Raw genomic sequence first — 26,208 nt, 5'->3', positions numbered from 1 at the left:
TAAGGAGCATCTAGGCCGCCAAGCTTGCTTGGTGGTCCAGGGCCATTACGTCGGCACACGTTCGACGGTGGTTGCTCATGGGTGGAACGTTGATTATTCGGCACAGTTGGCCAACTCGGGCCGCAAGTACTGCTCTTCGGAGCGTGGAAAGCGAAGCGGGTTGGGGACTGGGCCGGGCACGCTGTTGGGTATCTGAAGTAACGGCCGCAAGGTTGTGCTTCGGGATGCCGGCCCCAGTGAACTTGACCGTAAGGGTCAGGGTGATGGGTGGTTGGTCGTTGTTTGAGAACTACACAGTGGACGCGAGCATCTGTGGCCAAGTTTTTAAGGGCGCACGGTGGATGCCTTGGCACCAGGAACCGATGAAGGACGTGGGAGGCCACGATAGTCCCCGGGGAGTCGTCAACCAGACTTTGATCCGGGGGTTTCCGAATGGGGAAACCCGGCAGTCGTCATGGACTGTCACCCATGCCTGAACACATAGGGCATGTGGAGGGAACGAGGGGAAGTGAAACATCTCAGTACCCTCAGGAAGAGAAAACAACCGTGATTCCGGGAGTAGTGGCGAGCGAAACCGGATGAGGCCAAACCGTATGCGTGTGAGACCCGGCAGGGGTTGCGCATGCGGGGTTGTGGGATCTCTCTTTCACAGTCTGCCGGCTGTGAGACGAGTCAGAAACCGTTGATGTAGACGAAGGACATGCGAAAGGTCCGGCGTAGAGGGTAAGACCCCCGTAGTCGAAACGTCAACGGCTCGTTTGAGAGACACCCAAGTAGCACGGGGCCCGAGAAATCCCGTGTGAATCTGGCGGGACCACCCGCTAAGCCTAAATATTCCCTGGTGACCGATAGCGGATAGTACCGTGAGGGAATGGTGAAAAGTACCGCGGGAGCGGAGTGAAATAGTACCTGAAACCGTGTGCCTACAAGCCGTGGGAGCGTCGCTGGCAGCACTTGTGCTGTCAGTCGTGACTGCGTGCCTTTTGAAGAATGAGCCTGCGAGTTAGCGGTGTGTAGCGAGGTTAACCCGTGTGGGGAAGCCGTAGCGAAAGCGAGTCCGAATAGGGCGATTGAGTTGCACGCTCTAGACCCGAAGCGGAGTGATCTAGCCATGGGCAGGTTGAAGCGGCTGTAAGAGGTCGTGGAGGACCGAACCCACCAGGGTTGAAAACCTGGGGGATGACCTGTGGTTAGGGGTGAAAGGCCAATCAAACTCCGTGATAGCTGGTTCTCCCCGAAATGCATTTAGGTGCAGCGTCACGTGTTTCTTGCCGGAGGTAGAGCACTGGATAGGCGATGGGCCCTACCGGGTTACTGACCTTAGCCAAACTCCGAATGCCGGTAAGTGAGAGCGTGGCAGTGAGACTGTGGGGGATAAGCTCCATGGTCGAGAGGGAAACAGCCCAGAGCATCGACTAAGGCCCCTAAGCGTACGCTAAGTGGGAAAGGATGTGGAGTCGCAGAGACAACCAGGAGGTTGGCTTAGAAGCAGCCACCCTTGAAAGAGTGCGTAATAGCTCACTGGTCTAGTGATTCCGCGCCGACAATGTAGCGGGGCTCAAGCGTACCGCCGAAGTCGTGTCATTCCAGCAATAGGGCCAACGCCCGCTGGGATGGGTAGGGGAGCGTCGTGTGCCGGGTGAAGCAGCCGCGGAAGCGAGTTGTGGACGGTTCACGAGTGAGAATGCAGGCATGAGTAGCGATACACACGTGAGAAACGTGTGCGCCGATTGACTAAGGGTTCCTGGGTCAAGCTGATCTGCCCAGGGTAAGTCGGGACCTAAGGCGAGGCCGACAGGCGTAGTCGATGGACAACCGGTTGATATTCCGGTACCCGCTTTGAAACGCCCAATACTGAATCAGGCGATGCTAAGTCCGTGAAGCCGTTCCGGACCCTTCGGGGAAAGGAAAGTGGTGGAGCCGACGAACCAGACTTGTAGTAGGTAAGCGATGGGGTGACGCAGGAAGGTAGTCCAGCCCGGGCGGTGGTAGTCCCGGGGTAAGGGTGTAGCCCGTCATCTAGGCAAATCCGGATGACATATAAGGGTGAGACCTGATGCCGAGCCGATTGTGGTGAAGTGGATGATCCTATGCTGTCGAGAAAAGCCTCTAGCGAGTTTCATGGCGGCCCGTACCCTAAACCGACTCAGGTGGTCAGGTAGAGAATACCGAGGCGTTCGGGTGAACTATGGTTAAGGAACTCGGCAAAATGCCCCCGTAACTTCGGGAGAAGGGGGGCCATCACTGGTGAAGGAACTTGCTTCCTGAGCTGGGGGTGGCCGCAGAGACCAGCGAGAAGCGACTGTTTACTAAAAACACAGGTCCGTGCGAAGCCGTAAGGCGATGTATACGGACTGACGCCTGCCCGGTGCTGGAACGTTAAGGGGACCGGTTAGTGCACTTTCGGGTGTGCGAAGCTGAGAACTTAAGCGCCAGTAAACGGCGGTGGTAACTATAACCATCCTAAGGTAGCGAAATTCCTTGTCGGGTAAGTTCCGACCTGCACGAATGGCGTAACGACTTCTCGACTGTCTCAACCATAGGCCCGGTGAAATTGCACTACGAGTAAAGATGCTCGTTTCGCGCAGCAGGACGGAAAGACCCCGGGACCTTTACTACAGTTTGATATTGGTGTTCGGTTCGGCTTGTGTAGGATAGGTGGGAGACTTTGAACCTTGGACGCCAGTTCAGGGGGAGTCGTCGTTGAAATACCACTCTGGTCGTGCTGGATGTCTAACCTGGGTCCGTGATCCGGATCAGGGACAGTGTCTGATGGGTAGTTTAACTGGGGCGGTTGCCTCCCAAAGAGTAACGGAGGCGCCCAAAGGTTCCCTCAGCCTGGTTGGCAATCAGGTGTTGAGTGTAAGTGCACAAGGGAGCTTGACTGTGAGACCGACGGGTCGAGCAGGGACGAAAGTCGGGACTAGTGATCCGGCGGTGGCTTGTGGAAGCGCCGTCGCTCAACGGATAAAAGGTACCCCGGGGATAACAGGCTGATCTTCCCCAAGAGTCCATATCGACGGGATGGTTTGGCACCTCGATGTCGGCTCGTCGCATCCTGGGGCTGGAGTCGGTCCCAAGGGTTGGGCTGTTCGCCCATTAAAGCGGTACGCGAGCTGGGTTTAGAACGTCGTGAGACAGTTCGGTCCCTATCCGCTGTGCGCGTAGGAATATTGAGAAGGGCTGTCCCTAGTACGAGAGGACCGGGACGGACGAACCTCTGGTGTGCCAGTTGTCCTGCCAAGGGCATGGCTGGTTGGCTACGTTCGGAAAGGATAACCGCTGAAAGCATCTAAGCGGGAAGCCTGCTTCAAGATGAGTATTCCCACCAACTTGATTGGTTAAGGCTCCCAGTAGACGACTGGGTTGATAGGCCAGATGTGGAAGCCCTGTAAGGGGTGGAGCTGACTGGTACTAATAGGCCGAGGGCTTGTCCTCAGTTGCTCGCGTCCACTGTGTTAGTTCTGAAATAACGAACAACACGCCTCCCCCCTGGGCCACAGGGTGGTTGAGGCATCGGTTCAAAATTTCAAAGTGTTTCGGTGGTCATAGCGTGAGGGAAACGCCCGGTTACATTCCGAACCCGGAAGCTAAGCCTCACAGCGCCGATGGTACTGCAGGGGGGACCCTGTGGGAGAGTAGGACGCCGCCGAACTAATCTTCATAAAGACGCTGGTCCCCGAACTTCGGTTCGGGGACCAGCGTCTTTTTGTTTTCTGTCACCTTGTGTTCACGTTGCGCAGCCAACATCCCCAGTCATGGGGACAGTTGGAATGCTCAAGGCCGCCGGCGTCGGGCTCGGCGACGAGGTCATCGTGCCTGCGTACGGCAACGCCGAGGTCGCCGAGGCTGTCGTACAGGCGGGCGGGCTGCCCGTGTTCGCGGACATAGACTCGGCGACGTACTGCCTCGATGCCGAAGCCGTGGCCGCCGCAGTCACCCCGCGGACCTCGGCCGTCGTCGTGGTTCACCGCTTCGGCAGGACGGCAGGCATGGGAGCGCTCGGTGAAGTCGGGCGGCGGCATGGGCTGTTGGTCGTGGAGCAGGCCGAGAGCAGTGAGCCGTACGACGGCGTGGTGCGGCGGCGAGGGCACGCGGCCTATCTGGACGCCCGGCTCAGTGGCGTCGTCACGCCGGCTCCCGGAGAAGGACACACGTACCAGCAGTACGTGGTGCGGGTGCCCGGCAATGGGCGGCCGGACCGGGATGCGTTCGCCCGTGCCGTACGGGCCAAGGGAGTTGACTGCCGGGTGCCGGTGAAGACTCCGGTGCACCGGATGCCGGCCTTTCGCCGGGACGTCGTCCTGGCCGAGACCGAGCGTGCTGCCGACGAGACGCTGGCGCTGCCCATCGGTGCCGGACTGTCGCGGCGGGAACTGCAGCGGGTCGTGTCCGCCTGCAACGCGCTCGGTGGGCTTCTCCAACCCGCGTTCTAGGACTTCTTCTTGGGGTGTGCGGCGAAGAACTCCCACATCAGGTCCGTGGCGTTGACCGGGGAGTCCCGATAGGCCATGTCCGCGTAGCCGCCCGGCCAGTGATGGCCCATCTCGGGTATCCGGTACGTCACCACGTCGGTTCCGTCACCGCACTTGGCCGAGGTCCGTGTGGCCCGCTGCTTGAGCTTCGCGGGCGTACCCGCCTTGCACTTGAGGCGCTGCTGCCATGCCTTGATGCCGGTGTCGAAGGCTCCGTAGTAGTTGTCGTTGCCGCCGATGAAGGTGATCACCGAGACCGGGCTCTTGGGCAGATAGGTCTTGTCGTTCGTCACGTTGCCGGTGTAGCCGCCGCTGACCGGGGCGATCGCGGCGAAGGTGTCGGAGAGTTCCACTGCGAGCTTGAAGGACATGTCCCCGCCGTTGGAGATGCCCGTCGCGTAGATGCGTTCCGGGTCGGCGTTCCAGGTGTCGACCAGGCGCTTGGTCAGCGTACGGAGGAAACCGATGTCGTCCTCGCCGCCGCAGCACGACAGGGCGTTGAGGCCGCCGTCGATGCCGTCGGGATACGCGACGAGGAAGTTTTCCTTGTCGGCCTTCTCGCTCATGCCGCTGAGCATCGTGACGAAGGTGCCGTCGCTCGGGAACGGGTGCATGGTGATCACGAGGGGGAGTGGCCTGTCCGGGGTGTAACCGGGCGGGGCGTGCACGGTGTACGTGCGCTTCTGGCCGTCCCAGGTGAACGTCACCTTCTGGTCGCCGGGCCGGGGCCTTTCCTTGGGGGCCGAGGGAGTCGAGGGGGCGTTGGACTTCTTGGGAGGCTTGTCCTCGGCGCCGGACGAACAGCCGACGAGCACCAGGGCCGCGCACATGAAGAGGGCCGTGAGGGCGGTGCGTAAGGACGTATTGCCTCGGGTCAGCATGCGCGCATCGTGGCAGCGGGGGAGTTGCCGGTCCAGAGGAATGGGCGGTTCTGCGCAGGGGTTTGTTCGGGGTATGATCTACCTCGTTGCCAAGCGGGAAACCGCGCAAGGCAGCAGGCCCCTATAGCTCAGTCGGTAGAGCGTCTCCATGGTAAGGAGAAGGTCTGCGGTTCGATTCCGCATGGGGGCTCAGAATTGGAAGGCCCCGCCCGTTGATTCGGGCGGGGCCTTCTTGTGTTTCCGGGGGCTGTCCTGCGCCTTCCCCTCAGTCCGTGTGGGGCTCCGGGATACGCATCGCGAGGATGGCCATGTCGTCGGACGGGGCGTCCGTGGCGAAGCGTTCGACGGCGCGCATGATGCGGGCGGCTACCGCGCCGGCCGTGAGGCCCGTGCAGGTGGTCAGGACGTCGGACAGGCCGTCGTCGCCGAGCATGCGGGTGCCCTCGCGGCGTTCGGTGACGCCGTCCGTGACGCAGAGCAGCACGTCGCCCGGTTCGAGCGTGACCGTCTGCTCGTACAGTTCCAGGTCGTCCATCACGCCGAGGAGCGGCTGCGGGTCCGCGTACGGCTCGACCGTGCCGTCCTGGCGCAGCCGCAGCGGCAGGGGATGGCCGGCGCAGACGACCTTGAGGATGGCGGAGCCGTCCTCCTGGGGCCACAACTCGCCGTAGAGGAGGGTGAGGAAGCGGCTGCGGGCTCCCTCGTCGAGGATCGCGGCGTTCAGGCGCTCCAGGACCGCGGGGCCGCCGAAGCCCTCGCGGGCGAGCAGGCGCAGGGCGTGCCGGGCGAGGCCGGTGACCGCGGCCGCCTCGGGGCCGGTGCCGCAGACGTCGCCGATGGCGAAGCCGTACGCGCCGTCGCGGATGGGGAAGAGGTCGTAGAAGTCGCCGCCCACTTCGTTGCCTTCGCCGGCCGCGCGGTAGATGACCTCGACCTCGACGCCGGGGATCTGGGGGAGGCCCGGCGGGAGCAGGCTGCGCTGCAGGGACTGGCTGATGGCCATGCGCTCGGAGTAGAGGCGGGCGTTGTCCAGGGCCAGGGCGGCCCTTCGGGAGAGGTCCTCGGCGAGTTCGAGGATCTCCTGGCGGAAGTGTTCCTCGGAGGGCTTGCCGAGGGTCAGCATGCCGATGACGCGGTTGCGGGCGACCAGGGGCAGGACGACCGTCTCGCCGCCGACCGCGGAGGCCGTGGCCAGCGTCGTGCCGATGCCGGCGCCGAGGCGGGTGGGCTCGCCGAGGCCGAGGCTGCGCATGGATGAGCGCAGGGCCGCCTGGTGCGCGGCCTCGGAGGGGGCGGTCCAGACGCGGGCGCCGGGGGTCGGTACCGGGTCGGGCGGGGCGATGCGGGAGAGCAGGGCCTTGAGGCCGTCGATGCGCTCCTCGTCCTCGTGCAGGACATAGGAGAGGTACGGCTCCGAGGACTGGTCGGCGATCGTGTAGACCGCGCACCAGGTGGCGAGGGTCGGCACGGTCATCTGGGCCATGAGGGCCAGGGTCTGGTCGCGGTCCAGGGTGCCCGCGAGGAGGTCGGAGGCCTCGACCAGGAAGCTCAGCGAGCCGCGGCGCAGGCGCTCGAGCTCGCTGAGGCGGGCCGATTCGACGGCGAGGGCGATGCGGTCGGCGGCGAACTGCAGGCGCAGGGCTTCCTCGTTGGAGTACCGGCCGGGGTTCTCCGCGGCCACCCCGAGCGAGCCGGTGAGGCGGCCCTCGACCTTGAGCGGGACCGTGACGACCGAGCGCATTCCGGTGCCGCTCAGGAGTGGGGCGGCGCCGGGGACGAGGCTGAGGTCCTCGTGGACGGCGGGCATCCGGGCGGAGCCGTAGCGGCCGGTGCCGGCCTCGACGGGGACGCGGGCGAAGCGCTGGCGGGCGGAGGGGAGGCCGGTGGAGGCGCGTACTTCCAGTTCGGTCTCGTCGTCCGTGGCGAGGAGCAGGAACGCGGCGTCGCCGTCGAGCATGTCCCGGGCGCGCTCGACCGTGCGCTGCAGGAGGCCGTCCAGGTCGTCCGGGGGAGGGGAGCCGATGAACGCGTTGAAGGGGTCGGTGCCCTGGCCCTCGGCGTGCGCGGCGGCGTCCGGCGCGGGTCCGCGCAGGGGAGTCTGCAGGACGGCGCGCTCGTGGTCGCGTACGAGCAGACAGACCGTGGACGGATCGCCGTCCGTGTCTCGTACCCGCAGATGAGAGGCGTAGACGGGAATCACCCGGCCGTCGGCGCCGCGGATGCCGTAACTGCCTTCCCAGCGGGAGAGTTGCAGGGCCTCGGCGATGCCGGTGCCGGTGCCGGGGGTGTGCGGCCAGGCGGCGAAGTCGGTGAGGGGCTTGCCGTTGACTTTTTCGGCGGCGTACCCGAAAAGTGTCTCCGCGTCCTCGTTCCACGAGGAGATGGTGCCGGTGCGGTCTATCTGGACGACGGCGACGCGGACCCGGCTGTCGGCGATCGGCAGCAGGTCGGTGGCGAGGGCCGGGCTGGAGCTGCGGGTGCCCACCGGGCGTTCCGGCAGGTCGAGTTGGAACCAGACCTGCTTGTGGGTGGAGGTGTACTCCACGCCCCAGCGTCCGGCGATGGCCGCGCACAGCTGCAGTCCGCGGCCGCCTTCGCGGTCGGGAGCGGTGTAACGGCCCGGTTGGAGAGGAATCTCCCGTTCTGGGTAGCGGTCGGCGACCTCGATGCGTACCGCGTCTTCCGTACGCAGACACCGCACGTCGGCCGTGGTGCCGGCGTGTACCACCGCGTTGGTGACGAGTTCGCTGGTGAGGACGACGGCGTCGTCGATGATGTCCGAGTAGCCCCAGCCCTGCAGAGTGTCGCGGACGAAGCCACGGGCGGTCGCGACGGAGCGCCCGAGGGGGTCGAAGGTGGCAGCCGCCCGCGCGGTGATCACAGAACTCCCCATGGTGTCGGCGTCCCCCAGTTCATGCGCCCGGGCCGAGCGCTGATTGCTTCCCCGGTGGTGGGCACGTTGGTTCGTACGACAGGTTAATGGGGAGGCTGGCTCGGTGTTCAGGGGTATCCCCAGGAGGGGACGCCCCTGAACACCGAGAGGCGCATCTCACGCCACAGGTCGGGCATGAGCTTCCGGGAAAGCTGCCGAACTGTTTTGACTCCGCCGGCCCGAAGGCGGCTTCTCGCCGGGAGACCGGCGAAGGGCAAGCCCTGCCCGAAGAATGGAACGAGCGGGGGACTCTGCGGGTTACGTTGGTGGGTCAGGACAGCCCGGTGCGCCGTAGTGAAACACTGGGCAAGCTCTAAGCGAAGACTCGAGCAGAACCCAGCAAGCGGTCGAGCCCTGCGGGAGGGACACAGTGGAGTCTGGCGCACCGGCGCGCGTGAAGAGCACGCGTGCGAAAGGCGGCCCGTCCCGTAACAGTCGGAGCAACGGGACGACCGAAGTCGACACAGCGGCTCTGAACAGGCTGCTGGCCTCGCTGGTCGCCATGCGGGACGGCAATTTCCGCAAGCGGCTCACCGTCTCGAACGACGGGGTGATGGCGGAGATCGCGGCTGTCTTCAACGAGGTGGCGGACCGCAATCTGCACCTGACCGGTGAGATGGCGCGGGTGCGGCGCATGGTGGGGCGTGAGGGAAAACTCACGGAACGTCTTGAGCACGGGGCCGGTGAAGGGTCCTGGGCCGCGGCGATCGACGCGTCCAACGCCCTGGTTGACGATCTTGTACGTCCGGTCTCCGAGGTCGGCCGGGTGCTGTCCGCGGTGGCCGAGGGTGACCTCGAGCAGCGGATGGAGCTCAAGGCGCAGGGGCCGGACGGGACGGCGCATCCGCTGCGCGGGGAGTTCCTGAAGGTCGGGCGGACGGTCAACAACCTGGTCGACCAGCTGTCGCGGTTCACCGACGAGGTGACCCGGGTGGCCAGCGAGGTCGGTACCGAGGGCAAGCTCGGCGGTCAGGCCCGGGTGCGTGGAATGTCCGGTTCGTGGAAGGATCTCACGGATTCGGTCAACACGATGGCGTACCGGCTCACCGCACAGGTACGTGACATCGCTCTCGTGACGACCGCGGTGGCCAAGGGCGATCTGTCCCGGAAGGTCACGGTTCACGTCGCGGGCGAGATGCTCGAGCTGAAGAACACCGTGAACACCATGGTGGATCAGCTGTCGTCCTTCTCCTCCGAGGTGACCCGCGTCGCCCGTGAGGTGGGTACCGAGGGCGAACTCGGCGGTCAGGCGCAGGTGCCGGGTGTGGCCGGGGTGTGGAAGGACCTCACCGACTCGGTGAACCTGATGGCCGGCAACCTGACCGCGCAGGTGCGCGGGATCGCTCAGGTCACGACGGCGGTCGCGAGCGGTGACCTCTCGCAGAAGGTCACGGTGAGCGCGCGCGGCGAGGTCGCCCAGCTCGCCGAAACGATCAACCAGATGACCGAGACCCTGCGTACGTTCGCGGACGAGGTCACACGTGTGGCCAACGAGGTCGGCGCCGAGGGGCAGCTGGGCGGTCAGGCCAATGTGCCGGGTGCGGCGGGGACTTGGAAGGATCTGACGGACTCCGTCAACACGGTCTTCCGCAACCTGACCACACAGGTGCGGGACATCGCGCAGGTGACGACGGCGGTCGCGAGCGGTGATCTGTCGCAGAAGGTCACCGTCGATGTGGCCGGTGAAATGCTGGAGTTGAAGAACACCGTCAACACGATGGTGGACCAGCTCTCGGCCTTCGGTTCCGAAGTGACGCGGGTGGCGCGGGAGATCGGCGTCGAGGGTGAGCTGGGCGGTCAGGCGGAGGTGCAGGGCGCGGCCGGTACGTGGAAGGACCTGACGGACTCCGTCAACACGGCCTTCCGCAACCTCACCGGGCAGGTCCGCAACATCGCGCAGGTGACGACGGCGGTCGCCAACGGTGATCTGTCGCAAAAGGTCACCGTCGACGTGTCCGGCGAGATGCTCCAGCTGAAGAACACCGTGAACACCATGGTGGATCAGCTGTCGAGCTTCGCCGACCAGGTCACGCGCATGGCCCGTGACGTGGGTACCGAGGGACGCCTGGGCGGGCAGGCGCGGGTCGACGGCGTGAGCGGGACGTGGAAGGAACTCACGGACTCCGTCAACTTCATGGCGGGCAACCTGACTTCACAGGTGCGGCAGATCGCTCAGGTCACGACGGCAGTGGCCCGGGGTGACCTGTCGCAGAAGATCGACGTCGATGCGCGCGGCGAGATCCTGGAGCTCAAGAACACCATCAACACGATGGTCGACCAGCTCTCGGCCTTCGCCGACCAGGTGACCCGGGTCGCCCGTGACGTGGGTACGGAGGGCCGGCTCGGCGGTCAGGCGCAGGTGCCCGGCGTGGCCGGTGTGTGGCGCGACCTGACGGACTCCGTGAACGGCATGGCCGGCAACCTCACCGCCCAGGTGCGGAACATCGCGCAGGTCGCGACCGCGGTCGCGCGCGGTGACCTGTCGCAGAAGATCGACGTGGACGCGCGCGGCGAGATCCTGGAGCTCAAGAACACCCTGAACACGATGGTGGACCAGCTGTCCGCCTTCGCCGAGCAGGTCACCAGGGTGGCCCGCGAAGTGGGTACGGACGGCATCCTGGGCGGCCAGGCCGAGGTGCAGGGAGTCTCCGGCACCTGGAAGGACCTCACGCAGTCCGTGAACGGCATGGCCAACAACCTGACCATGCAGGTGCGCAACATCGCCGAGGTGACCACGGCGGTCGCCATGGGCGACCTGTCGAAGAAGATCACCGTCGACGCGAAGGGCGAGATCCTCGAGCTCGTCACCACCGTGAACACGATGGTGGACCAGCTGTCGTCGTTCGCCGAGCAGGTGACCCGGGTCGCCCGTGAGGTGGGTACGGAGGGCCAGCTGGGCGGTCAGGCCAATGTGCCGGGTGTCACCGGCATCTGGAAGGACCTGAGCGACAACGTCAACCTGATGGCCAACAACCTGACCGTCCAGGTGCGGAACATCTCCCAGGTCTCCGCGGCGGTCGCCAGCGGTGACCTCACCAAGAAGGTCACCGTCGAGGCGCGCGGCGAGGTCGCGCAGCTCGCCGACACCGTCAACACCATGGTGACGACGCTGAGTTCGTTCGCCGACGAGGTCACGCGCGTGGCCCGCGAGGTGGGCACCGACGGCATCCTGGGCGGGCAGGCGCGTGTGCCGGGCGTGGCCGGTACGTGGAAGGACCTCACCGAGTCCGTGAACTCGATGGCGTCCAACCTGACCGGTCAGGTGCGCAACATCGCGATGGTCACCACGGCCATCGCGAAGGGCGATCTGACCAAGAAGATCGACATCGATGCGCGCGGCGAGATCCTCGAGCTGAAGACGACCATCAACACGATGGTCGACCAGCTCTCCAGCTTCGCCGAGCAGGTCACCCGGGTCGCCCGCGAGGTGGGCACGGAGGGCCAACTGGGCGGCCAGGCACGGGTGCGCGACGTCGACGGCACCTGGCGCGACCTCACCGAATCGGTGAACGAGATGGCCGGGAACCTCACCCGCCAGGTGCGCGCCATCGCGGCCGTCGCCACCGCGGTGACCCGCGGCGATCTGAACCTCAAGATCGACGTGGACGCGGCCGGCGAGATCCAGGTCCTGCAGGACAACATCAACACGATGATCGCGAACCTGCGTGACACCACGATCGCCAACAAGGAGCAGGACTGGCTCAAGGGCAACCTCGCCCGTATCTCCGGCCTGATGCAGGGCCGCCGCGACCTCGCCGACGTCGCGGGCCTGATCATGAGCGAGCTGACGCCGGTGGTCTCGGCGCAGCACGGCGCGTTCTTCCTGGCGCTTGCCACGGACGATGTGGCGGAGATCGGGGCGGACGACGCCGAGGGCGCGTACGAACTGCGGATGCTCGGCAGTTACGGCTACTCGATGGGCTCCATGCCCACGTCCTTCAAGCCCGGCGAGACGCTGATCGGGACGGCCGCCACCGAGAAGCGGACCATCCTGGTGGAGAACGCGCCGAGCGGCTATCTCAAGATCGCCTCCGGGCTCGGGGACGCCCCGCCGGCGCAGGTGATCGTGCTGCCGGTGCTCTTCGAGGGCAAGGTGCTCGGGGTGATCGAGCTGGCGTCGTTCCAGCCGTTCACGCAGATCCAGCGGGACTTCCTCAGCCAGATCGCCGAGATGATCGCGACGAGCGTCAACACCATCTCCGTCAACACGAAGACCGAAGTGCTGCTCTCGCAGTCGCAGGAGCTGACCGAGCAACTGCGGGAGCGCTCGGCCGAGTTGGAGAACCGGCAGAAGGCGCTGCAGGAGTCCAACGCGGAGCTGGAGGAGAAGGCCGAGCTGCTCGCCCAGCAGAACCGCGACATCGAGGTCAAGAACACCGAGATCGAAGAGGCGCGGCAGGTCCTGGAGGAGCGTGCCGAGCAGCTCGCGGTGTCGATGCGCTACAAGTCCGAGTTCCTGGCGAACATGTCGCACGAGTTGCGTACGCCGCTGAACTCGCTGCTCATCCTCGCGAAGCTGCTCGCCGACAACGCGGAGGGCAATCTCTCCCCGAAGCAGGTCGAGTTCGCCGAGACGATCCACGGCGCGGGCTCCGACCTGCTGCAGCTGATCAACGACATCCTCGACCTGTCCAAGGTCGAGGCGGGCAAGATGGATGTGTCGCCGACGCGGATCGCGGTCGTCCAGCTCGTCGACTACGTGGAGGCGACGTTCCGGCCGCTCACGGCGGAGAAGGGCCTCGACTTCTCGGTCCGGGTCTCGCCGGAGCTGCCTGCGACGCTGCACACGGACGAGCAGCGGCTCCTTCAGGTGCTGCGCAATCTGCTCGCCAACGCGGTCAAGTTCACCGACAGCGGGGCGGTCGAGCTGGTCATCCGGCACGCCAACTCCGATGTGCCGAACGAGATCCGCGAGCAACTGCTCGAGACGGGCTCGCTGCGCGACGCGGACGCCGATCTGATCGCGTTCTCGGTCACCGACACCGGAATCGGCATCGCCGGCAGCAAGATGCGGGTCATCTTCGAGGCGTTCAAGCAGGCGGACGGCACGACCAGCCGCAAGTACGGCGGTACCGGGCTCGGGCTCTCCATCAGCCGGGAGATCGCCAAGCTGCTCGGCGGTGAGATTCACGCGCAGAGCGAGCCGGGGCGTGGCTCCACCTTCACGCTGTATTTGCCGATGCGCCCCAGCGAACTCCCGCCGCAGGGCTACCCGCAGCTGCCCCCGGTGGGCGCGTCGAGCTCCGAGTCGGTGCGACCGGAGTTGCCCGCCGCGGCCGAGGACACCTTCGTGGCGGGCCCCGACAGCGGCCTGCAGCGTGGCGGGCCCGAGCCGGAGCCCGCCGGCCCCGGGATGCTGTTCAGGCGGCGCCGCAGGACCGTGCAGGCGCCGGACCAGCGGCCCGCGCTGCCGGGGCAGCCCGGCGCCGGGCCGAGCAGTGGGCAGGAGTCGTGGGCGCCCGCGGGCGAGGAGGCGCCGCGCGAGCGGCGGACGTTCCGGTTCGGCGGCGAGAAGGTGCTGATCGTCGACGACGACATCCGCAATGTGTTCGCGCTCACCAGCGTCCTGGAGCAGCACGGCCTGTCGGTGCTGTACGCCGAGAACGGCCGCGAGGGCATCGAAGTCCTGGAGCAGCACGACGATGTGACGCTCGTCCTGATGGACATCATGATGCCGGAGATGGACGGTTACGCGACGACGACGGCGATCCGCAGGATGCCGCAGTTCGCCGGACTGCCGATCATCGCGCTCACCGCCAAGGCGATGAAGGGCGACCGGGAGAAGGCCATCGACTCCGGTGCTTCCGACTATGTGACGAAGCCGGTCGATCCCGATCATCTGCTGTCGGTCATGGAGCGCTGGATGCGCGAGGAGTGACCGGACGGTGCCAGGGGGCGGCCGAGAAGCGGCCCCCTTACACGGAGTTGCTGACAGAGTGTGGCCGACGCCGTGTAGAAGTGCGGTATTCGGGGAACCTTCTGGTCTCCCACTGCGTTTCTGCTACGTGCACAGTGACATCGCGGTGACAGGGTGTGGCGACAGGCGGGGTGCGGCTACCATGACCGGCACAAGGACGGGCGGCGCAAGGGAGTCGTCCCCTGGGGCGGCGACCGGTGTACTGCCGGGGCGAGGAGGACGGGCCATGGTGCAGAAGGCCAAGATCCTCCTGGTCGATGACCGGCCGGAGAATCTGCTCGCGCTGGAGGCCATCCTCTCCGCGCTCGATCAGACACTGGTGCGGGCATCGTCCGGGGAGGAAGCGCTCAAGGCTCTGCTCACGGACGATTTCGCGGTCATTCTGCTGGACGTCCAGATGCCGGGAATGGATGGATTCGAAACGGCCGCGCACATCAAGCGCCGGGAGCGGACCCGGGACATCCCGATCATCTTCCTCACCGCGATCAACCACGGCCCGCACCACACCTTCCGTGGGTACGCGGCCGGCGCGGTCGACTACATCTCCAAGCCGTTCGACCCCTGGGTGCTGCGCGCCAAGGTCTCGGTGTTCGTCGAGCTCTACATGAAGAACTGCCAACTCCGCGAGCAGGCCGCCCTGCTGCGCCTCCAGCTCGAGGGCGGCGGCAAGTCGCCCGCCGGCGACACCAAGGAGCCGGTCGCGCTGCTCGCCGAACTCTCCGCGCGGCTCGCCGCCGTCGAGGAGCAGGCCGAGGCGCTCTCCAAGCAGCTCGACGACGACTCGGCGGACGCGGCCGCGGTGGCCACGGCCGCTCATCTCGAACGCAAACTCACCGGCCTGCGGCGGGCACTTGACGCCCTGGAGCCCGGCGCGGACACGGACGCACCTTCAGTTCCCTCGCAGAACTGACGGAGCGGTGGACCGCTGAGCCGACGTCAGTTCCCGGCCGTGGCAAGGGCGACACGAAAGGGTGAAGCAGTGGGCACACGTGTCCGTTGTGGTCTCCACCGGTAACCTCACCCTCATGGCCTCACGTCCGTCCGCAGCCAAGAAGGCGCCCGCGAAGAAAGCGGCCGCCCCGAAGAAGGCTCCGGCTAAGAAGGCCGTTGCGAAAAAGGCGCCCGCGAAGAAAGCCCCCGCCAAGAAGGCGGCGGCCAAGAAGCCCGCACCCAAGCCCGCGCCCAACCCCACCGGGGGCTTGTACAAGCTGGTGCGCGCCTTCTGGCTCGGCATGGCGCACACCGTGGGCGCGATGTTCCGCGGCATAGGGCGTGGCGCCAAGGGCCTCGACCCCGCGCACCGCAAGGACGGCCTGGCGCTGCTGCTGCTCGGCCTCGCCCTGATCGTGGCGGCCGGTACCTGGTCCAACCTGCGCGGCCCCGTCGGCGACCTCGTCGAAATGCTCGTCACCGGAGCCTTCGGCCGGCTCGACCTGCTCGCGCCGCTGCTCCTGGGCACCATCGCCTTCCGCCTCATCCGCCACCCCGAGAAGCCCGAGGCCAACGGCCGCATCGTGATCGGCCTGTCCGCCCTCGTCATCGGCGTGCTCGGCCAGGTCCACATGGCGTGCGGGGCGCCTGGGCGCGGCGAGGGCACCGAGGCCATAAGGGATGCCGGCGGACTCATCGGCTGGGCCGCGTCCCGGCCGCTGATCTTCACCATGGGCGAGGTGCTCGCCGTACCGCTCCTGGTCCTGCTCACCGTCTTCGGCCTGCTCGTGGTCACCGCGACGCCGGTCAACGCCATCCCGCAGCGCCTGCGGCTGCTCGGCCAGAAGCTCGGTGTCATCGAGAAGGACCCCGAGCCCGTCGATTTCGCCCAGGAGGACGACGACGCCCGCTACGACGAGCAGTGGCGCGAGGCCCTGCCCGCCAAGTCCCGCCGCCGGGGTCCGCACTCTGCCCAGGTGTCCGACCCGGAGCAGGCCGAGGAAGAGGCCCTGACCAAGCGGCGCAGGCCGCGCAGGCCCAGCGTGCAGCCCGCCTTCGACCGGCCCATGGACGCCGTGGACGTGGCCGCCGCAGCGGCCGCCGCGCTCGACGGCGCCGTGCTGCACGGCATGCCGCCGTCCCCGCTGGTCGCCGACCTCACCCAGGGCGTCACCGCGGTCGAGCGCCCGGATCCGACGCCGACCCCGCTGCCCACCGCGCGCGAGTCGGAGCCCAAGCCGGAGCCCCGGGCGGAGTCCGGCGCCGACCGGGCCGTGCAGATGCCGCTGGCCGGAGTGCCCGACCTCACCAAGAAGGCCCCCGACTCGGCCCGCGACCTTCCGCCGCGTGCCGAGCAGCTCCAGCTCGCCGGGGACATCACCTATTCGCTGCCCTCGCTCGACCTGCTGGCACGCGGCGGCCCGGGCAAGGCCCGCAGCGCCGCGAACGACGCGGTCGTGGCCGCGCTCAGCAACGTATTCACCGAATTCAAGGTCGACGCCGACGTCACCGGCTTCACGCGCGGACCGACGGTCACCCGGTACGAGGTCGAGCTCGGGCCCGCGGTGAAGGTCGAGAAGATCACGGCCCTGGCCAAGAACATCGCGTACGCCGTGGCCTCGCCCGACGTCCGGATCATCTCGCCGATCCCCGGCAAGTCCGCGGTCGGCATCGAGATCCCGAACACCGACCGCGAGATGGTCAACGTCGGCGACGTCCTGCGGCTCGCGGACGCCGCCGAGGACGACCACCCCATGCTCGTCGCGCTCGGCAAGGACGTCGAGGGCGGCTATGTCATGGCGAACATGGCCAAGATGCCGCACATCCTGGTCGCCGGTGCCACGGGCTCCGGCAAGTCCTCGTGCATCAACTGTCTGATCACCTCGATCATGTGCCGGGCGACCCCCGAGGACGTCCGTATGGTCCTCGTCGACCCCAAGCGCGTGGAGCTGACGGCGTACGAGGGCATCCCGCACCTCATCACGCCGATCATCACCAACCCGAAGCGGGCGGCCGAGGCCCTGCAGTGGGTCGTACGCGAGATGGATCTTCGCTACGACGACCTCGCGGCCTTCGGCTACCGGCACATCGACGACTTCAATCAGGCCATTCGTGACGGCAAGCTGAAGACGCCCGAAGGCAGTGAGCGCGAGCTCAAGACGTACCCGTATCTGCTGGTCATCGTCGACGAGCTCGCCGACCTGATGATGGTCGCCCCGCGTGACGTCGAGGACTCGATCGTGCGCATCACGCAGCTCGCGCGTGCGGCCGGCATCCACCTGGTGCTCGCCACCCAGCGGCCCTCGGTCGACGTCGTGACCGGCCTGATCAAGGCGAATGTGCCGTCCCGTCTGGCCTTCGCCACCTCCTCGCTCGCCGACAGCCGGGTCATCCTCGACCAGCCGGGTGCCGAGAAGCTGATCGGCAAGGGTGACGGTCTCTTCCTGCCCATGGGGGCGAACAAGCCGACCCGAATGCAGGGCGCCTTCGTCACCGAGGACGAGATCCAGGCCGTCGTCCAGCACTGCAAGGACCAGATGGCGCCCGTCTTCCGCGAAGACGTCACCGTGGGCACCAAGCAGAAGAAGGAGATCGACGAGGAGATCGGCGACGACCTGGACCTGCTCTGCCAGGCCGCTGAGCTGGTGGTCTCCACCCAATTCGGGTCGACGTCGATGCTGCAGCGCAAGCTCCGCGTGGGCTTCGCGAAGGCCGGCCGGCTGATGGACCTGATGGAGTCGCGGAACATCGTCGGGCCCAGCGAGGGGTCCAAGGCTCGGGACGTGCTGGTCAAGCCGGACGAAATGGATGGAGTGCTCGCCGTGATCCGCGGGGAGGCTCACCCGTAAGGGAACGGCAGGCAACCGTTTCTCTTCGGCGTACGTCAAGTTGGAAGGAAGGACAGGCAGATGTCCCACCGTCAGGAAGTCCGGACATTCTGATCCCGGGGATCGACCCGTCGGATGTCCGGCCATTCTGATGGCGTACAAAGTGCGTCTGCCCGGTTGCCCCACCCTTTCGTACCACCCCTAGACTGAACATCCAGCAGGTGGCTACACGCTCGAAAGGCGCCCTCGTGTCCATCGGCAACTCCCCTGAAGACGACCGGCCTTCGTTCACCGAAGACGACCGGCCTTCGGTCGGCCGTGCCCTCCAGGAGGCCCGGATCGACGCGGGCCTCACCGTCGACGAAGTCAGTACCGCCACCCGAGTGCGCATCCCCATCGTGCACGCGATCGAGCAGGACGACTTCTCCCGCTGCGGCGGGGACGTCTACGCGCGCGGTCACATCAGGACCATCGCGCGCGCCGTCGGCATCGATCCGGCGCCACTGATCGAGCGGTTCGACGCCGAGCACGGCGGCCGTCCCGCGCCCACGCCCGCGGCGCCGCTCTTCGAGGCGGAGCGGATCAGGCCCGAGCCGCGCCGCCCCAACTGGACCGCCGCCATGGTCGCCGCCATCGTCGCCGTGATCGGCTTCGTCGGCTTCACCCTGTTCAAGGGCGACGACCAGGGCACGAAGAACCCGGTGGCCGAAGGCACCCCGACGGCCCAGTCCGGTAAGCCGTCACCCGACAAGCCCACCCCGACCAAGCCCGGCGACCAGAAGCCCGACCCCGGGAACAGCGCGATCGCCGGTGCCCCCAAGGGCAAGGTCACCGTCCTGATCACCGCGGACGAGGGCCGCAGCTGGATCTCGGCCAAGGACCACAACGGCCGGCTGATGTTCGACGGGCTGCTCGAGCAGGGCCAGTCCAAGTCCTTCACGGACAAGCAGCGGATCGATCTCGTGGTGGGCGACGCGGGCGCGATCAAGCTGTTCGTGAACGGCAAGGAGGTCAAGGACGACTTCAAGCCGGGCCAGGTCGAGCGTCTCTCCTACACCAAGGGCGACAACGGCGCAGACCCCGAAGTGGGCTGACCAGCGGCGCAGCACGGCCGAGCGGCAGTAGCCAGGCCCCCGCAGCGAGGTGCAGGAACCCTCGCGGCGGGGGCCTGCGTGATAACAAAGTAGTCTTGACCCCATGCCCGAACGCCGTACCGTCGCTCTCGTCACTCTTGGCTGCGCCCGTAACGAGGTGGACTCGGAGGAGCTCGCAGGCCGCTTGGAGGCGGACGGCTGGCAACTCGTTGAGAACGCCGAAGACGCGGATGTCGCTGTCGTCAACACCTGCGGTTTTGTCGAAGCCGCCAAGAAGGACTCCGTCGACGCGCTCCTCGAAGCCAATGACCTCAAGGACCACGGCAGGACCCAGGCCGTCGTGGCCGTGGGCTGCATGGCCGAGCGGTACGGCAAGGAGCTCGCCGAAGCCCTTCCCGAGGCCGACGGAGTGCTCGGCTTCGACGACTACACCGACATCTCCAGCCGCCTGAACACCATCCTGAGCGGCGGGAACATCGAGGCCCACGCCCCGCGCGACCGGCGCAAGCTGCTGCCGATCAGCCCGGCCGAGCGCCAGGACGCCGACGTGGCCCTGCCCGGCCACGCGCAGGACGCCCAGGCCGCGGAGAGCGCGCCCGAGGACCTGCCCGACGGCGTGGCCCCGGCCTCCGGCCCGCGCGCGCCGCTGCGGCGACGCATGGGCAACGCCCCGGTCGCCTCCGTGAAGCTGGCCTCCGGCTGCGACCGGCGCTGCTCGTTCTGCGCCATCCCGTCGTTCCGCGGCTCCTTCATCTCGCGCCGGCCCTCCGACGTCCTCGGCGAGACCCGCTGGCTCGCCGAGCAGGGCGTCAAGGAGGTCATGCTGGTCTCCGAGAACAACACCTCGTACGGCAAGGACCTCGGCGACATCCGGCTCCTGGAGACGCTGCTGCCCGAGCTGGCCGCCGTCGAGGGGATCGAGCGGGTGCGGGTCAGCTATCTGCAGCCCGCCGAGATGCGGCCCGGACTCATCGACGTACTGACGTCGACCGACCAGGTCGCGCCGTACTTCGACCTCTCCTTCCAGCACTCGGCGCCCGACGTGCTGCGCTCGATGCGGCGCTTCGGGGACACCGACCGGTTCCTGGACCTGCTCGAGCAGATCCGCGCCAAGGCCCCGCAGGCCGGTGTGCGGTCCAACTTCATCGTGGGCTTCCCCGGCGAGACCGAGGCCGACGTCGCCGAGCTGGAGCGGTTCCTCACGAACGCGCGGCTCGACGCGATCGGTGTCTTCGGCTACTCCGACGAGGAGGGCACCGAGGCGGCGACGTACGAGAACAAGCTGGACGAGGAGGTCGTCGCCGAGCGTCTGGCGCGCATCTCCCGCCTGGCCGAGGAGCTGACCGCGCAGCGTGCCGAGGAGCGGCTCGGGGAGACCCTGAGCGTCCTCGTGGAGTCCGTGGACGGCGAGGACGGCGCGTTCGGCCGGGCCGCTCACCAGGCGCCCGAGACGGACGGACAGGTGGTGTTCACCAGCGGTGAGGGCTTGACTGTCGGTCGTATGGTCGAGGCAAAGGTCGTCGGAACTCTTGGTGTCGACCTGGTGGTCGAGTGTCTTGAGGAGGCGGGCAGATGACCGGAGTCCCGGCATCCGCGGCGGGTGAGCGCAAGCCGGCACCCGGCGGCAAGCTGGGGGCTGCGGCCGTCAATCAGGCCAGCCTGTGGAACATCGCGAACATCCTGACCATGCTCCGGCTCGTGCTGGTGCCGGGCTTCTTGATGCTGCTGCTCGCCGACGGAGGACACGACCCCGCCTGGCGCTCGCTGGCCTGGGCCGCGTTCGCCGTCGCCATGATCACCGATCTCTTCGACGGGCATCTGGCGCGTACGTACAACCTGGTCACCGACTTCGGGAAGATCGCCGACCCCATCGCCGACAAGGCGATCATGGGTGCCGCGCTGATCACGCTGTCGCTGCTCGGTGATCTTCCGTGGTGGGTGACCGGGGTGATCCTCGGGCGTGAGCTGGGCATCACGCTGCTGCGGTTCATCGTGATCCGGTACGGAGTCATTCCGGCCAGTCGCGGCGGCAAGCTGAAGACCCTCGCGCAGGGGACGGCGGTGGGGATGTACGTCCTGGCGCTGACCGGGCCGCTGGCCACGCTGCGCTTCTGGGTGATGATGGTCGCCGTCGTGCTGACCGTGGTGACCGGGCTCGACTATGTGCGCCAGGCGGTCGTGCTGCGCCGGCAGGGTCTTGCCGCGGCGGCCGAGGCTGCTCGGGACTCCCGGGAGCACTCGGCGTGACTGACGTCGCCTCCGGTGCCGCTCGGGTTCTGGAGCTGCTCGCCCTGCGCGGTGAGACGCTCGCCGTCGCCGAATCCCTGACCGGCGGTCTTGTCGCCGCCGAGCTCACGGCCGTGCCGGGGGCCTCGCGGGTCTTCAGGGGATCGGTGACCGCGTACGCCACCGAACTGAAGCACCAGGTCCTCGGCGTCGACGGCACCCTCCTGGCGGAGCGCGGTGCGGTGGATGCCGAGGTCGCCCTGCAGATGGCGCGGGGGGCCAGGGCGGTCCTCGAGGCGGACTGGGGTATCGCTACCACCGGAGTCGCGGGGCCGGACCCGCAGGACGGGCAGCCGGTGGGCACCGTATACGTCGCCGTCGCTGGTCCCGGGGCTGATTCCGGGGGCTTCGAGGGGCCTGCAGGCGGTCCGACAGATGGGAAAGTCGCCGCTCTGCGGTTGAACGGCAACCGTTCGGAAATCCGTAGGGAGAGTGTACGGTGCGTGTTCGATCTGCTCGTAGACGTACTTCTCGCGAATGCGCGGGCACAGGATACGGAACAGAACGGGGGGATTTGATGTTTGCAGCCCTGAGTGAACACGACATCGCTCCCCGCACGGCCGCGGCGCGAGGCGGTACGGTGGGGCGTGAAGGATGCGGCTACGCGGTCCGAGGAGGGAGCCACCGATGATTCTGCTCCGTCGCCTGCTGGGTGACGTGCTGCGTCGGCAGCGCCAGCGCCAGGGCCGTACTCTGCGCGAAGTCTCCTCGTCCGCCCGAGTATCGCTCGGCTATCTCTCCGAGGTGGAACGGGGGCAGAAGGAGGCTTCCTCCGAGCTGCTCTCCGCGATCTGCGACGCGCTTGACGTACGGATGTCCGAGCTCATGCGCGAAGTGAGCGACGAGTTGTCGCTCGCCGAACTTGCCGAGTCGGCTGCGGCCGAGCCAGCGGTGCGAGAGCCAGTGCCCGTTGCGGTACGGCCGATGCGTTCCGTGTCCGTGACGCATGTGCCGCCCGAGCGCGTCACGATCAAGGCCCCTGCGGAGGCCGTGGACGTCGTCGCCGCCTGATCCAGCTTCTTTCCGGAGCCCCGGTGTGCGCTGCCTGAACCTCAGGTAGTCGCAGGCCGGGGCTCCGGCGTTTCCTGGGCCCGGGCCTAGCCTCTCGAATGACCCCTTTCGGCCTCCCAAATGTCTGCTTTTGCCGGGTGTGCCATGGTTGATAGAGCCGAGGTAGACGACTCGGCTGAGACGGGGGATTTGGCATGGGAGGAAACGTATGTACGTCGTGAAGAGCCCGCTGTCCGATGCGGATCTGAAGACCGTCTCCGACGCCCTGCAGGGCGCCCTGGTGGACCTCGTCGATCTGTCGCTGGTCGCGAAGCAGATCCACTGGAACGTGGTCGGGCCCCGCTTCAGGTCGGTGCACCTGCAGCTCGACGAGGTCGTGGACACCGCCCGGCTGCACTCGGACTCCGTGGCCGAGCGCGCCTCCACACTCGGTGTCTCGCCCGACGGGCGGGCCGCGACGGTCGCGCAGAGCAGCGGGATCGCCGCCGTGGCCGGCGGGTGGGTCAAGGACGTGGACGCCGTGCAGCACCTGGTGGACGCGCTCGGCGCGGTGATCACGCGGATGCGTGAGCGGGTCGAGGCGACCGGTGATGCGGACCCGGTCAGCCAGGATCTGCTGATCGGCATCACGGCCGACCTCGAGAAGCACCACTGGATGTTCCAGGCCGAGAACGGCTGAGCCTTCTCGCTGCTCGTCCCTCGCCGGGCCGGCCTCCTGGTTGTGCCTCTGCTGCGCCCTGGTGCTTCTGATGCGCCCTGTGCGCCCTCCCCTCGGGTGATCTCTCGGGTTTAGCGTCGACCTTGCGTCGGCCCGAAGGAGGCTGCCATGACGTGGCGTGATGCGCGTTGGGGGCTGGTTCTGTGGGGGGCTGCGGGCCTGGTGCTCGGCTCGCTGTGGTGGTGGGCCGTGCTGCGCCTGGCGCTGGTGCCCGAGGGGTCGGGGGTGCTGGAGGGGGCCGTGGTGGCGGGCGGCTGGGGGCTGGGGCTGCTGCCGGTGCACTGTGTGCCGTGGCGGGGGAGGTCCGTGCGGGCTGGGTCTGCGCGGGCTGCGGTCTCGGTCGTCGCCGTTGAGGGCCGGCCTTCGGGCTCGGGCGCCGGCCAGGGCCGGGCTCCCGGCTCGGGCACTGTTCAGGGCAGGATTGCGGGCTCCGTCCGGGGGAGGGTCGCCAAGGCGTGGCGGCGGCGTCGTTCGGGCTGAGGGTCTGGCTCGTCGTGGATGACGGCGGTCGCCAGGGCGTGGCGACGGCGCCCTTCGGGTCGAGGGTCTGGCCCGTCGTGGAGACGGTGGTGGCCAAGGCGTGGCGACGGCGTCGTTCGGGCGGAGTGGCTGGGTCGGCGTGTACGGCGGCGGTCACCAAGGCATGGCGACGCCGCCGTTCGGGCGGAGGATCTGGCCCGTCGTGAATGACGAGGCGTCCGATGCCAGGTGCAGCACGGCGTGGGCGATGTCGTCGGGCTCGCCGACCCGGCCCAGCGGGGACATGCGGGACATCAGGGCCTCGGTGTGGACCTGGGCCTCGCTGTTGTTGTGGCGCTGGGTCATCGGGGTCCGGATCCAGCCCGGGGCGACCGCGTTGACGCGGATGCCGTGCGGGCCGACCTCCGTCGCCAGCGTCTTGGTGAGCTGGACGACGGCGGCCTTGGCCGCGCCGTAGCAGAGCAGGCCCGGGCCGCCGGTGTCGACGGCGCCGGACGCCATCGTGACGATGCTGCCGCGGGTCTTGGCCGCGAGCATCAGGCGGGCCGCTTCCTGGCACGCGTACAGGATGCCCTTGAAGTTGATCGACAGGACCCGGTCGAGGTCCTCGTCCGTGGTCTCCAGGACCGGGCTGCTGTGCATGATGCCCGCGATGGCCGCGACGATGTCGAGCCGCCCGGTCTGCTCGAAGGCCGTGGTGACCGCGGCCTTGACCTGGGCGCGGTCGGAGACGTCGAGGGGGTGGGCGGCCGCGGTGCCGCCCTGTGCCTTGATGGCTGTCGCGGTCTCGTGCAGGCCGCTCTCGTCGCGGTCCGCGCAGTGCACGGTGGCGCCCGCCTGGGCGAGCAGCACGGCACTGGCGCGGCCTATGCCGCTTGCCGCTCCGGTGACGAATGCGGTGCGGCCGGTGAGGTCGTACGCCTTGAGGGGCATGAGCGGACGGTACGAGGTCATCTGACGGGGCGTCAATTGGTCGTACGTCTTTGGGTTTTGCGTGCCCGGAACGGGGTGGCCCGGTCTGCTCGGCGGGGCCGCTACGGGGTGGGGCCCGACTGGCAGCGGGGGCACCAGTAGGTGGGGCGCTCGCGGCTGCCGTCGCCCTGGTCGGCGCGGCGGACGGGGGTGCCGCAGCGCAGGCAGGGGCGTGGGGCGCGGCCGTAGACGTAGAGGCGCTGGTCGCGGCGGCCGGTGGTGGAGCGGGCGGGGCGGTCGCGGTTGGCCTCCAGGAGGCGGTGTGCGGCCTTGACCAGGCGCTCGGGGGTGCCTTCCGGGAGGTCGCCGATCGGGAGCCACGGGGTGACGGCGGCGAGGAAGCAGAGCTCGGACTTGTAGATGTTGCCGATGCCCGCGAGGTTGCGCTGGTCGAGGAGGGCCTCGCCGAGCTGGCGGGTGGGGTCGCGCAGGAGGTTCTCGGTGGCCAGGGCCGGGTCCCAGTCGGGGCCCAGGAGGTCGGGGCCGAGGTGGCCCACCGCCTTGTGCTCGTCGGTGGTGCGGAGCAGTTCGAGGACGGGCAGGCGGTAGCCGACGGCGGTGTGGTGGTCGTTGCCGAGGACCGCACGGATCTGGTGGCCGGGGCCGCCTCCCCAGCGCTCGCCGGGCGTGTAGATCTTCCAGGAGCCGTCCATCCGCAGGTGCGAGTGGAGGGTCAGGCCGCCCTCGATTCGGGTGAGCAGGTGCTTGCCGCGCGGGGTGACGTCCAGGACGGTGCGGCCGGTGAGGTCGGCGGTGGCGTATTTGGGGACGCGCAGGTCGGAGTGGGTGAGTGCGCTGCCCGCGAGTGCGGTGTGCAGGCGGTGGGCGGCCTGGTGGACGGTGTCTCCTTCGGGCATGGGTCCATGGTGCCCTGCCCTGCCCTGGCCGGGGGGTGCGGGCTCTTGGGCGGGGCTTGTGTTGGGGTCGGTTGTGGCGTGAGCCCTGCCGGGGTCGAGGTCGCGGGGCTCCGCCCCGGGCCCCGCTCCTCAAACGCCGGAGGGGCTGATTTTGGCCGAACGCCGGAGGGGGTGTGCCGGCCTGAGGCTCGCGTCCTGAGGCTCGCGTCCTGAGGCCCGCGTCCTGAGGACCGAGGCTCCGCGTCCCGAGGCCTCGGCTAGTTGGCGTCGAGTGGGCCGAGCAGGTAGACCCCCGTCGAGTGAGGGTCCTCACTGAAGTAGAACTCGCGGATGGCCTCGAGCAGTTCGTCCCGGCCGAGCAATCCGTCCACGTCCTTGTCGAGGCGGCCGAAGACTTCCCTGGCATCCGGCTCGGGGAGGTTCATCAGGGCGCCGGTCCAGCGGACGTGGTCGTCGCGGGTGAGCTTGCCGTCTCCGTCGGTGTCCACGATGTCCATCAGGGCTTCCAGGAACGGGACGTATCCCGCGTCGAAGGACTCCGGTGTCTCCAGGAGCCCTGCGGCGAATGCCGCCTTGTACTCGGCCTCACTGACCCGGCCGTCCGCGTCCTTGTCGGCGGCCCGGGCGAGGTGGGCCCATAGGCCGAGGAGCAGCTCGCGCAGCCGGACCAGCGGGGCGGCGTCGGGATTGAGGCCGAAAGCGTCGCCCAGGCGGGAGGCGGCTGTCGCGAAGTCGTGGCTCTCGATGTAGTGGTTGCCGTCCGTGTCGTACGTCGCGAAGCGGCGGGCGAGCTTCCGGTCGAGGAACGGGGAGATTCGCATGGCCTG

The 26,208-nt window shown here is 67.7% G+C and carries 16 protein-coding genes, 1 tRNA gene and 2 rRNA genes; 14 read left to right on the top strand and 5 right to left on the bottom strand.

Annotation, left to right across the window (positions count from 1 at the left end; genetic code table 11):
- The first annotated feature begins 314 nt into the window (after window positions 1–314).
- From OG430_RS15135 to OG430_RS15125, 3 genes are all read left to right on the top strand, one after another.
- Window positions 315–3,438: ribosomal RNA gene (locus tag OG430_RS15135) — 23S ribosomal RNA — on the top strand.
- Between the two features lie 100 nt (window positions 3,439–3,538).
- Window positions 3,539–3,655, top strand: a 5S ribosomal RNA gene (gene rrf, locus OG430_RS15130).
- 103 nt (window positions 3,656–3,758) lie between these two features.
- Window positions 3,759–4,436, top strand: coding sequence for a DegT/DnrJ/EryC1/StrS family aminotransferase (locus OG430_RS15125; protein WP_327353014.1), 678 nt, complete (start codon window positions 3,759–3,761; stop codon window positions 4,434–4,436).
- On the opposite strand, the gene OG430_RS15120 is transcribed toward OG430_RS15125, so the two are convergent.
- A complete protein-coding gene (locus tag OG430_RS15120; protein ID WP_327353013.1) occupies window positions 4,433–5,356 on the bottom strand; it encodes an alpha/beta hydrolase family esterase in 924 nt (307 codons plus the stop codon). The genes OG430_RS15125 and OG430_RS15120 overlap by 4 nt on opposite strands.
- Before the next feature lie 117 nt (window positions 5,357–5,473).
- Here OG430_RS15120 and OG430_RS15115 point away from each other — a divergent pair.
- Window positions 5,474–5,546 (top strand) — tRNA-Thr (locus OG430_RS15115).
- A gap of 75 nt (window positions 5,547–5,621) precedes the next feature.
- Here the strand turns inward: OG430_RS15115 and OG430_RS15110 are convergent.
- The gene (locus tag OG430_RS15110) at window positions 5,622–8,249 is read right to left on the bottom strand and encodes a SpoIIE family protein phosphatase (RefSeq protein ID WP_327353012.1); all 2,628 of its coding nucleotides are present in this window, start codon (window positions 8,247–8,249) and stop codon (window positions 5,622–5,624) included.
- Window positions 8,250–8,658: 409 nt separating this feature from the next.
- Between OG430_RS15110 and OG430_RS15105 the strand changes: the two genes are divergently transcribed.
- The 10 genes from OG430_RS15105 to OG430_RS15060 all read left to right on the top strand — a co-directional run bounded on the left by OG430_RS15105 (window position 8,659) and on the right by OG430_RS15060 (window position 23,552).
- Window positions 8,659–14,166 carry a HAMP domain-containing protein gene (locus tag OG430_RS15105; protein WP_327353011.1) on the top strand — a complete coding sequence of 1,836 codons (5,508 nt, stop codon included), beginning with the start codon at window positions 8,659–8,661 and terminating at the stop codon, window positions 14,164–14,166.
- A 265-nt stretch (window positions 14,167–14,431) separates the two neighbouring features.
- On the top strand, window positions 14,432–15,115 hold the full coding sequence (locus OG430_RS15100; RefSeq protein ID WP_327353010.1) for a response regulator: 684 nt from the start codon (window positions 14,432–14,434) through the stop codon (window positions 15,113–15,115).
- Window positions 15,116–15,230: 115 nt separating this feature from the next.
- Window positions 15,231–17,984 carry a DNA translocase FtsK gene (locus OG430_RS15095; RefSeq protein ID WP_327353009.1) on the top strand — a complete coding sequence of 918 codons (2,754 nt, stop codon included), beginning with the start codon at window positions 15,231–15,233 and terminating at the stop codon, window positions 17,982–17,984.
- Between the two features lie 227 nt (window positions 17,985–18,211).
- Complete coding sequence (locus OG430_RS15090) at window positions 18,212–19,057, top strand: helix-turn-helix domain-containing protein (protein ID WP_327359104.1); 846 nt, start codon at window positions 18,212–18,214, stop codon at window positions 19,055–19,057.
- Window positions 19,058–19,160: 103 nt separating this feature from the next.
- A complete protein-coding gene (gene rimO / locus OG430_RS15085; protein WP_327353008.1) occupies window positions 19,161–20,633 on the top strand; it encodes a 30S ribosomal protein S12 methylthiotransferase RimO in 1,473 nt (490 codons plus the stop codon).
- Complete coding sequence (gene pgsA, locus OG430_RS15080; RefSeq protein WP_327353007.1) at window positions 20,630–21,304, top strand: CDP-diacylglycerol--glycerol-3-phosphate 3-phosphatidyltransferase; 675 nt, start codon at window positions 20,630–20,632, stop codon at window positions 21,302–21,304. The genes rimO and pgsA overlap by 4 nt, the downstream gene beginning before the upstream one ends.
- On the top strand, window positions 21,301–21,861 hold the full coding sequence (locus tag OG430_RS15075; protein WP_327353006.1) for a CinA family protein: 561 nt from the start codon (window positions 21,301–21,303) through the stop codon (window positions 21,859–21,861). Before pgsA ends, OG430_RS15075 begins: the two co-directional genes overlap by 4 nt.
- A gap of 109 nt (window positions 21,862–21,970) precedes the next feature.
- Window positions 21,971–22,354, top strand: coding sequence for a helix-turn-helix domain-containing protein (locus OG430_RS15070; protein WP_327353005.1), 384 nt, complete (start codon window positions 21,971–21,973; stop codon window positions 22,352–22,354).
- 208 nt (window positions 22,355–22,562) lie between these two features.
- Window positions 22,563–23,033: a Dps family protein gene (locus OG430_RS15065; RefSeq protein WP_327353004.1), complete on the top strand. Its 471-nt coding sequence runs from the start codon at window positions 22,563–22,565 to the stop codon at window positions 23,031–23,033.
- Window positions 23,034–23,180: 147 nt separating this feature from the next.
- The gene (locus OG430_RS15060) at window positions 23,181–23,552 is read left to right on the top strand and encodes a hypothetical protein (protein ID WP_327353003.1); all 372 of its coding nucleotides are present in this window, start codon (window positions 23,181–23,183) and stop codon (window positions 23,550–23,552) included.
- 153 nt (window positions 23,553–23,705) lie between these two features.
- On the opposite strand, the gene OG430_RS15055 is transcribed toward OG430_RS15060, so the two are convergent.
- The 3 genes from OG430_RS15055 to OG430_RS15045 all read right to left on the bottom strand — a co-directional run bounded on the left by OG430_RS15055 (window position 23,706) and on the right by OG430_RS15045 (window position 26,202).
- Complete coding sequence (locus tag OG430_RS15055) at window positions 23,706–24,485, bottom strand: SDR family NAD(P)-dependent oxidoreductase (RefSeq protein WP_327353002.1); 780 nt, start codon at window positions 24,483–24,485, stop codon at window positions 23,706–23,708.
- 101 nt (window positions 24,486–24,586) lie between these two features.
- Window positions 24,587–25,381 carry an Fpg/Nei family DNA glycosylase gene (locus OG430_RS15050; protein WP_327353001.1) on the bottom strand — a complete coding sequence of 265 codons (795 nt, stop codon included), beginning with the start codon at window positions 25,379–25,381 and terminating at the stop codon, window positions 24,587–24,589.
- A 257-nt stretch (window positions 25,382–25,638) separates the two neighbouring features.
- Window positions 25,639–26,202 carry an EF-hand domain-containing protein gene (locus tag OG430_RS15045; RefSeq protein WP_327353000.1) on the bottom strand — a complete coding sequence of 188 codons (564 nt, stop codon included), beginning with the start codon at window positions 26,200–26,202 and terminating at the stop codon, window positions 25,639–25,641.
- Between the last annotated feature and the right edge of the window lie 6 nt (window positions 26,203–26,208).

Origin of the sequence: Streptomyces sp. NBC_01304 (assembly GCF_035975855.1) — a bacterium.
Lineage (GTDB): Bacteria > Actinomycetota > Actinomycetes > Streptomycetales > Streptomycetaceae > Streptomyces.
This window is presented reverse-complemented; position numbering and strand designations above follow the sequence as displayed.